The organism is Bacteroidota bacterium (assembly GCA_018692315.1).
Classification (GTDB): Bacteria; Bacteroidota; Bacteroidia; order Bacteroidales; family JABHKC01; genus JABHKC01.
The window spans coordinates 1-9232 of record JABHKC010000181.1 but is presented as its reverse complement, the minus strand read 5'-3'; the positions used below and the strand labels follow the sequence as shown (position 1 = coordinate 9232).

The following is a 9232-nucleotide window of genomic DNA, read 5'->3' as shown; positions in this document are numbered from 1 at the left end:
TTGCTTCCGTTTAACTTGATAATACAAAGATAAAACACTGCTACATAAATCGTTTTTTTAGCTAAAAAAAACAGCCTCCTTTTTGTCCACTTGAAAAATATCAAGGTCAAACAGCCTCCTTTTTGTCTATTACACCCAAAATTATTATTTCCACCTCCAATTACACGGCAATCGGCATTTATATCAATATCGTTTACAACTTCGTTTCCGGGAATTGCAATTTCTTCCCAAGTTTGGCAATTGTCTGTTGTTTTAATAAGTTCGCCCGGCTGAAAGCCACATACATTAATAGTATATTTATCCTTAGAAACTATGTTTTGAACTGGGTAATACGGGAAATTATTATTTGTAAAAGTAGCTCCACTATTTACACTTTGATATATCCGCATATCATCACCGGCTACATTTATCCTCACATTTGTACCATCGCTACAAAAATGAGATGCATGGAAATTTGCAAATGAAGAAATTGGACTTGTAGTGGTATTAAAAAAGTCCTCAGAAATAAAATTGACATTTTCGTCTCCAAATGCACCGACTAAATATCCAGTGCCTTTTGGAACAATTGCAACTGAACGAATATGGAAACTTGTAAGAATAATAGAAGTCCAGATCCAATCACCGTTTGTTTGATTCCATTTCCCAGTATATAATAATCCGTTTTCGCCTCCAACAATTAGATACTCCTCGTAAGCTTCAAGGCACAAAACATCGTTGGTACTTGTCAGATCTAATATTATCTCGCCATATGAGATATTACCATTATCATCATTTCTCATATATAATGTAGCATCTTCTGCTCCTACTATCAAACCACCTCTGTTTTCCGGTGATGCAATTGCAAATGTTTGTAGATTTGTAGGAATTTGTTCGGTTATCCAGCCTGCATAGCCAGTCATAGGATCGTACCAATTTATTTTTACAACACCAAAACCACCGGTTCCATAAATGTCTTTATAAATATTATGAACATTAATATCCACAATATCTACACTAGTGCTTCCTGTATTAGTCTCCAAATATTGATTTTGTGAATACATTCCTAAACTTAAAATACTAAATAATAAAAATATACATAATTTTTTCATAATTGACTCTTTAAATAATTAAACAAAATTTTAATTGAAATTCTATTCTGAAAAAAAGTGCATAATTATCCAGGCTCGAGCCGTGACAAATCAAAAATTAAAAAATTATTTACAAAAAAATCTATAAGAAAGCATACAAAAACCGCATATAATAATACATCTAAATTAAGGGGGGGGGTGTAATTATTTAATATACAGCACATTAGCCTCTTGATTGATTTGAATTAGTTGTAAAAGTACTTAAATCTATTGAGAACAAAAATTTAAATCGAACTTTTTTCAGAATATTATGAAAAAATCATCATGCAAAGTCAGTAAGACCCAAAGTCATGAAATATAATATATCAAAGACTCATTACTGATTTTTTTGTTCTTTACGATCTAACAGCAGCTATGCGTGAGATTTTATAAAAATTTAAAGTTAAAATAAGTATATCGAAAATTTCAAAATAGAAAACTTCATATTTTTAGTTATTTTGCATTTTATTGAGTTGTTGAAAAAAGTAAATAATTGATATGAGTTTTAGAAAAAAATCTATTTGTTTTTTGTTTTGTTTATTATTGTTTGTTCCATTCGTTAGTTTTGCACAACCATCATGGTACTACGAATTTACGGGAACAAACCACACAATAATTGTTCCAAATTCAATACCATTAACTATTGATGGTACACAAATTTCTCAAGGCGATTACATTGGAGTATTTTTCGATTCGCTTGGAACATTAAGCTGCGGTGGTTACGCAATCTGGCAAGGGACAACCACCAGTATTGCGGCATGGGGTGCCGACGATGGAAACGATGGATTTGCAACAGGCGAAACATTTACATGGAAAATTTGGAGAGTTTCTGATGCACAAGAGTTTAGTGCTCAAGCAAGCTATTTGACCGGCTCCTACCCAAATCAAGGAAATTTTTCAGCAAATGGAATAAGCGGTTTAGGATCATTGTCGGCAACAAGTATTTCTGGTCCCGATATTGCAATCATTTCGATACTATCACCTCAATCGGCTTGTCAATTGTCTGCAAATGAACAAGTTTCCGTTTTCATTCAAAATGTTGGAACAATCCCAATCTATACTTTTGATATTCAGTATTCTTTGAGCTCAGGAACGATTCAAACTCAGCAATATTCAGGAAATTTAGCATCAGGTGCAACAAGTACAATTACATTTAATACAATTGAAAATCTTTCAAATATTGGGATATATCAAATTACAGCTGTAGCCAATTTAATTGGCGACAACAATCAATTTAACGACACAATTTATTTGAGCGTAGAAAACTATGGCTTTCCTCAATTCGATTTGGGCAATAACATTTCAGTCCTTGAAGGTGAAACATACGAGATTGATGCAGGAAATTGGGCATCATATTTATGGAATACCGGTGAATCTACCGAGACAATTACAGCAATTCAACCGGGAACATATTCTGTTACAATAAGCGACCAAAACAACTGCCAAAGTAACGATGCCATAGAAATATCTTATTTTTCGGGGACACCCGATTGGTATTTCAATTCTACCGGAACAAATCACATTATATATATTGCAGACACTAACTCAATCAGTATTGATGGAATTCAAATACAAACCGGCGATTATATTGGAGTTTTTTACGATTCGCTGGGGACATTAACCTGCGGTGGATATATTATGTGGGAAAACTTAACCACTACTTTAGTTTCTTGGGGTGAAGATCTTGGAAACGATGGCTTCGCTTCAAATGAAGAATTTAAATGGAAAATTTGGGATGGTTCAGAGGGTAGTGAACATAATGCAACAGCTACTTATAGCGACAATCCTCTTTTTCCGGATTCAAATCTTTTCGTTACAAACGGAATTAGTGGATTAAATACTCTTGCGGCTTCTTCAATAAATATTGATATTTCAGGAACCAACATCACATGCTTTGGCGAAAACAATGGAGAAATTGATATTACTATTTCGGGAGGGATTGCACCCTATAGTTTTAGTTGGTCGAACGGAGAAACTACAGAAGATATATTTAATTTGGCAGAAGGAATTTATTCTATAACTATTTCAGATTCTGACAATAACACAATAATCTCTTCAGAAGAAATAGTTGAGCCTAACGAATTTTCATTGAATCTAATTGGAAACGACATTCTTTGTTTTGGAGATAGTAGCGGTAATATTAGCGCTGATTTACTTGGCGGAAATCTACCATATTCCTATCAATGGTCGAACGATGATACTGTTGCGAACATCAATAGCCTGATTTCGGGGAGCTACAATATTACAATCATTGATGCAAATAATTGCGAAATCTCAGATAGTATCTTCATTTCACAGCCTCAAAATCCTTTTATACTTAATGCAAATATTAACAATGTGAGTTGTTTTGGAAATTCCGATGGTTCCATCGAATTGAATGTTTCTGGTGGAATTTCACCATACCAATATTTATGGTCGAACGGACAAAATCAAAGTTCTTTGTTTTTATTGGAAGCTGATGCTTTTTCTGTATCAATTACCGATGCCAATTCTTGTAGCATTATCGAAAATTTGATTGTATCTGAACCAGCCCAAATAAATATTGAATTTACTACAAATCAAGTCAGTTGTTATGGAGGAAACGATGGTTCAATCAATTTAAATCCTATGGGTGGCAACAGTCCATATTCGTTTTATTGGTCTAATGGCAATTCTACCGAAGATATAATGAATTTAGATTCAGACACCTACAATATTCTCATTTTCGATGACAATAATTGTTTTTTAATGGAAAATATCTTTGTGCCCCAACCCGAAGAATTTAATTTAAATATGCAAGCTTCTCCAACATCTTGCTTTGGTTTTTTCGATGGAGCTATTTCAATTTCTCCTACAGGAGGAATAGAACCTTATCAAGATTATACATGGTCGAACGGCGAAACAAGCCAGAATATAAATTCACTTTCGGCAGGTTTATATTTTGCAATAGTAACCGATAGCATTGGTTGTACTGCGATTGATAGTGCTGAAATTGTTTCGCCTACACCCTTGATCTCAACTATCGAAAGTGAAAATATATCGTGTTATGGTAGCAACGATGGTAGCATTGATATGACAGTATTTGGAGGCACTTCACCATATTTTTACAGTTGGTCGTTTGGAGCAACTAACGAGGATATTCAAAACTTATCTGCTAACATTTATGCAGTAATTATCAACGACCTAAATGGCTGCTATACAATCAATATTAGTATTATAGAGGAGCCTGAAGAATTAGAAATCTCATCTCAAATTTCAGATCTTAGCAATTTTGGTTCAAACGATGGAGCTATCGACATTACAGTTTTAGGTGGTATTAGTCCTTATGAATATATCTGGTCGAACTCTGCCACTCAGCAAAATATTTCTAACTTAGTTTCAGGAAATTATTATGTTACGATTTCGGATATTAACAATTGTTCATTGACAGAATATTTTTTCGTAAATACACCATTTCCCCAGCCTCCCTGGGGCTTTTCAAATACAGCCGACAATCATACAATTTTGATTCCGGATACTATAGAAATTTCCATTGAAAATCAGCAAATTCAAATAGGCGACTATCTTGGAGTATTTTACGATTCGCTTGGATTTTGGGCTTGCGGCGGCACAATTCTTTGGCAAGGATATCAAACTGCTCTTTCGGCTTGGGGCGAATATAATGGCAACGATGGCTTCACAAGCAATGAAGAATTTATTTGGAAGATTTGGAGAGCCTCCGACCAGCAAGAATTTTTTGCAACACCAACATATAATACAATTAATTTTTTAGATGAAGGATATTTTACAACTAACGGAATAAGCGGATTAAGTTCGCTTAAAGCATTTTCTTCAAGCTCGCAAACAATTGAATTACAACAAGGCTGGAGTATTTTTTCTATAAATGTAGATCCTTTTGAAGCATCACTTGATAGTATTTTTTCTGAAATTATCGGCAATGTACAACTTGTGAAAGATGGTAATGGAAACACATTTTTTCCGCAATATAATGTCAATTTGATAGGAAATATAAGTCTTGGCGAAGGTTACAATATCAATATGTTTGTGAGCGATACACTTTTAATTTCAGGAGACTTTATTTATCCTGAAAACTTTGCTATTAATTTAAATACCGGCTGGAGCATTTTGGGCTATTTACGAACTTCGGCTGCACCTATAGATTTGATGCTGAATTCAATAATTTCCAATATTGACATTGTAAAAAACGATAGCGGACAGATATTTTGGCCATCATTTAGCATAAACCAAATTGGAGATATGATTCCCGGTAAAGCTTATCAGATAAATATGAGTGGCAGTGCAATTTTGTTTTATCCGGCGAATTGAAATTGATACATCTTCGAGATAATTTTATTCGAAAACTTTGAATTTTTTCATTTCAATTATTTCTTTAAACGGAAGATTGCATTTCCTGAATAGTGCCACTATTTAAATTTCAGCAGCAAATTGTTTTTAGTTCGACTTACAAACAATAAACTTTTGGTTGAAAACTTTCTCTTCAGTTTCTATCCTAAGATAATAAACTCCGTCTGCAATTTCGTTTATATCAATAGAAAGCAAGTTGATTGAATAGTTTTTTTCAGGGAAATACTGCAAAACTGTTTGTCCGAAAATATTTATCATCCCGATTGATGCAATATTTTTGTTTGTCAGATTTTCAATATTGATCAAATTAGTAGCTGGATTTGGAAAAACTCTAAAAAGATCGCTAATATTTTTTTCTTCAACAGAAGTTACATCTGAAGTATATTCTAAAGACCAGCCACCAGAACTATTATCAGTATCGGAGAAAAATCTTATAAATATTGTTCCTGAATTTATGGTCAAATCTGTTGGTAGGTTTTCATAATCGTATCTTGCAATCAAGTTTGCATTCGATATATCGTCTTTATAAATTTTCAAATTATCAATATCTTCAGCAAGCTCAAAATCGGTAAAGTGAATATTTATCACTTCAGCTTGAAGCGGAGAAATTTCCCAATTGCAGATTGCTGCTTTTTGATAATCGCACGAATTACTACCATCAGAAACGGTTCCTTCAGTATCGTAAGATATTTTTGTTCCTTGACAAGATATTGATTTATAATTTACAGACCAACCTTGCGACATATAATTACTTCCTGACAAAAACTGTAAAAGCATTTTATTTTCTGTAGAAATTACATTGTCTGGAATTGTATTACCTGAATATTTTGCTAATATTTTATCTGTAGTAGATTCTCCTTCGTAAATATAAAGTGTATCGCCCTCTGCAAGATCAAATTCATCGAAACTCAACTCAATTCCACTTCCACAATATGGCGAAATAAGCCACTGACAATCAACAACATTATGATATTCCTCGACACCACTACCGTCATTGAACGAACCTTCGTTACCATCAATTAGCTTGAATGAAGTGCAATGTTCCGGGTAGTTTGCGGCGGGATATATATTTATTATAGCAGTTTGATCGAAATTAAAATTGCTTCCTGAAGGATTCAATGAATTAATTCGATAAAATCCATCAGACTGTCCGCCCCAACCCCAGTTCATATGAAAATAGTCGTCTCCCTGATATCCATCGCAATTAAAAGCATGACCGACCAAACCCTGACCTTCCCTTCCGGCATATATCATTGGTCGTAAATTATCTAATTCATTTTTTAACATATCAATCCACTCCTGATCTGTATAATCCACTTTTTTCATTAAAGAAATTGCATCCGCATACTTGAAATTATCCTTTAGGGCAGTGACAGTTCTATTTGTGTAAGCACCGGATCCTTCAGGTCCATAATTCATCTCAACAGCAACACCACAATGAAACAAAAACTCTGCAAGCTCGCTGTTACTTTCGGTAATAGAATTTGGCATATGAGTCCATTCATATGTTGTATTTCCATAATTTGCATTTTGGTATCCATATCCGGTAGCATAATACGATGAACTACTTTCGCCGGTTTCCGGATAATTATAGTATTTAATAACTTGTGCCATGCAAATAGCTACACAACCAACCAAGGCATGTCCTCCCGGGCCTTCAATATCATCAGGACAATATTCATTATAAGGGTATCCTTGTCTCCAATGGGTCAAAAGCAATGGTCCAACCGATGTGTTTTTTTCATTTGAAGCAACTGAAGGATCAGAATAATCTAATTTCGACCACATTTGTTGAATTGAACTATTTGCTTGTATCTGTCTTTCAACTGTGTTTTGAATTTGATTTTTGTAGTTCTCTAAAACAAAATCGAGAGCAGGTGGAATTTTTTCTAAATCCATTGTTCCTGAAAAAGAATATCCCAGAACAGGAACTACTGCATCGTCGGCAGAAACTAATACAAAACCATCGTTTTGTCCTACATTAAAAATATAAAATGAAGGATTTTCTTTTTGACTGTTTTGCTCTGATTTGTATAAAAATAGTTGGTGATATTTTACTGGTTTGAATTGCTGAACTCGTTCGTAATAAAAGTTTTTCGCAATATTTTTAGCTTTTGTAGTTTCAACTTTTTTGGCTATTAAACTCTGAAAAAGCACAATACCAATAAGTAATAAACTAAATTTAAGTCTCATATTTCAATAAATAGGTTAATTTCTCAATAATTTTAAAACAGTGCAAATGTATATTATATCAAATACAATACAAATATTTAATTCCCAAATAGATTGGTTTATAGATATTGAGGCAGAAAAAATTGAGATTAGTGTAAATAAAAATGATAAAATGCTAAAACATTAGGCTATAAAAATTATGTGCAAGAAATATCTGATGATATTATTTCAATAGTTTTTGATTCGTTTTTTTTTAATACAAAAAACCAGCATGGACTGGAGGTTCATAGCTTTGAATTTAGCTTAATCCCGATTTTTCATCGGGACTCGGTTTTGCAAACCGCTAATAGTTCTATTTATTGAGGTTTTGCTGTTTTCTGTTTTGTTGTTTCGCTTTCATTTTTCGTTGTGTGCAGCCCATTTTTGCCATTTTATCTTTAGTCATTTTCTTCGTAGTAATATGAGTAGTCAATTCCCTTCATAAACATTTCGCGGTCGTTTATTTTGGTAGTGAGCGCATTTTTCAAAAGAGTTGTTAGAACACTACTTTTTGTTGGACTTAACATCATTGCATTCATGTAATCACGCTTGCCTATTTTACTCCAATCCACGCATTTTTTAAGGCGTTTTTTTAATATCAAATCCAACCATATTCGGGCGCTTCTGCCATTGCCTTCCATAAAAGGGTGTGCAATGTTCATTTCTACATATTTGTTTACGATTTCGTAAAATGTAGTTTCGGGCATTGCTTCTATTTGCTTTAATGTTTCGCCTAAAAAGCGTGATACGGCAAATTGGAAACCACCTTTTGAAATATTTTTTTGTCTGATTTGTCCCGAAAAATCATACAATCCGCCAAACAAATAAGCGTGTATTTGTTGTAAACCTTTGGTTGTGCCAACTTCTTTGCTGTTGATAAAAGAACTTTCAAACATGGCATACGCTTTAGTTTTGCTTTTTCCATCTATGCTTTCATCGCTGAATGTAAACCAATCTATGAATCGGTTTGCCTTTTTGCCCGGAAATTCTTTGCCTAAGGCAATAATACCGTTGTAGTCGAGCATATCGGCTAAACGCTTTTTGCCGTCTGGTGCAAGAAGTTTCAACTGGGTAGTGGCACTAACCACTTGACTGTTTTCTTTCTTTAACTTGGCTTTAAGATATTTCCAATAGTTGCGGCTTTTGGTGTAGTCGTCTTGGTCGGCAAGCAAAGCTACAATATCCAACACGCTAAACCACCATTTGGCGTTTTGTTCGTCCCAAACGGCTCGCACTTCGCGGTCGTCAAAAAACCGTATGGATATTTTTGCTTTACTCATAATTTTAATGTTATCTATTATGTCACTCCATAATTATCTGTGCAAAGTTATGAAAATATTATCTTTTAGTTGAAGTCTGTGGTGTTAGGTTACAGTGATGTGTATGGATGTAAAGCGTTGACACTTATTTATCATTTTTCTTCTCAATTCTTTTAACCTGCATAATTCACAAAAACAAGCAAAATGATGTTAATATTCTGTAATACAGACAAATGCAAGCTTTGATAAAAAACATTAATTTTTTAAATAAAAATGGAGTTCATGTATATTTTTTTCCAATAAGTTACTATC

Annotated in this window: 4 protein-coding genes; 1 reads left to right on the top strand and 3 read right to left on the bottom strand. The window is 33.7% G+C overall.

Annotation, left to right across the window (positions count from 1 at the left end):
• Nucleotides 1–1088: hypothetical protein (locus HN894_13500; GenBank protein ID MBT7144338.1), on the bottom strand; the 1088-nt coding region annotated here is incomplete at its 3' end.
• Between the two features lie 516 nt (nucleotides 1089–1604).
• On the opposite strand from HN894_13500, the gene HN894_13495 reads away from it, so the two are divergent.
• Complete coding sequence (locus tag HN894_13495; protein MBT7144337.1) at nucleotides 1605–5411, top strand: hypothetical protein; 3807 nt, start codon at nucleotides 1605–1607, stop codon at nucleotides 5409–5411.
• Between the two features lie 126 nt (nucleotides 5412–5537).
• Here HN894_13495 and HN894_13490 read toward each other — a convergent pair whose 3' ends face one another.
• The gene (locus HN894_13490; protein MBT7144336.1) at nucleotides 5538–7643 is read right to left on the bottom strand and encodes a T9SS type A sorting domain-containing protein; all 2106 of its coding nucleotides are present in this window, start codon (nucleotides 7641–7643) and stop codon (nucleotides 5538–5540) included.
• Between the two features lie 416 nt (nucleotides 7644–8059).
• Nucleotides 8060–8941 carry a cell filamentation protein Fic gene (locus HN894_13485; protein MBT7144335.1) on the bottom strand — a complete coding sequence of 294 codons (882 nt, stop codon included), beginning with the start codon at nucleotides 8939–8941 and terminating at the stop codon, nucleotides 8060–8062.
• Between the last annotated feature and the right edge of the window lie 291 nt (nucleotides 8942–9232).

What these genes read in the sequence shown, in the direction of transcription:
- HN894_13495 (MBT7144337.1), top strand. Translation starts at nt 1,605, where the DNA reads ATGAGTTTTAGAAAAAAATCTATTTGTTTTTTGTTTTGTTTATTATTG.
- HN894_13490 (MBT7144336.1), bottom strand. Translation starts at nt 7,643, where the DNA reads ATGAGACTTAAATTTAGTTTATTACTTATTGGTATTGTGCTTTTTCAG.
- HN894_13485 (MBT7144335.1), bottom strand. Translation starts at nt 8,941, where the DNA reads ATGAGTAAAGCAAAAATATCCATACGGTTTTTTGACGACCGCGAAGTG.